This is a genomic window from Escherichia sp. AM3, assembly GCF_032029835.1.
GTDB lineage: Bacteria > Pseudomonadota > Gammaproteobacteria > Enterobacterales > Enterobacteriaceae > Escherichia > Escherichia coli.
Genome location: NZ_JAVUPQ010000742.1, coordinates 1 through 332 on the forward strand (window position 1 = coordinate 1; position 332 = coordinate 332).

Sequence of the window (332 nt, forward strand, 5' to 3'; positions counted from 1 at the left end):
TATCACCTTCGCTCGGATGCTCGTCCTGGAACACCTTATCTGATGGCAGATAATCAAATTCCATCAGACCCGCGCCCGCCTTGGTCAGATAGCGGAATTCGTTCTCCCACATGATGTTACCGCGCTTATGGATATAGTGCGGCGTGATCGTGGCGTCCATGTTGGGCGCAATGTTCCAGTAGTACGGCAGGTAGAACTCAAAGTAGTTCGACGTGCTGTACTTGGCGTTCGGGATCAGGAAACCTGAACGACGTTTGTCACCCACAGGCAGTTGCAGGTAAGGGCTATAGAAAATGGGCACCGGGCCGAGTTTAAAACGGGCGTTCCAGATC

At 52.7% G+C, this 332-nt stretch carries 1 pseudogene; it reads right to left on the reverse strand.

The features are described 5' to 3' along the window. Positions 1-332, reverse strand: a pseudogene (locus tag RTW80_RS28150) (putative LPS assembly protein LptD); the annotation flags it as partial.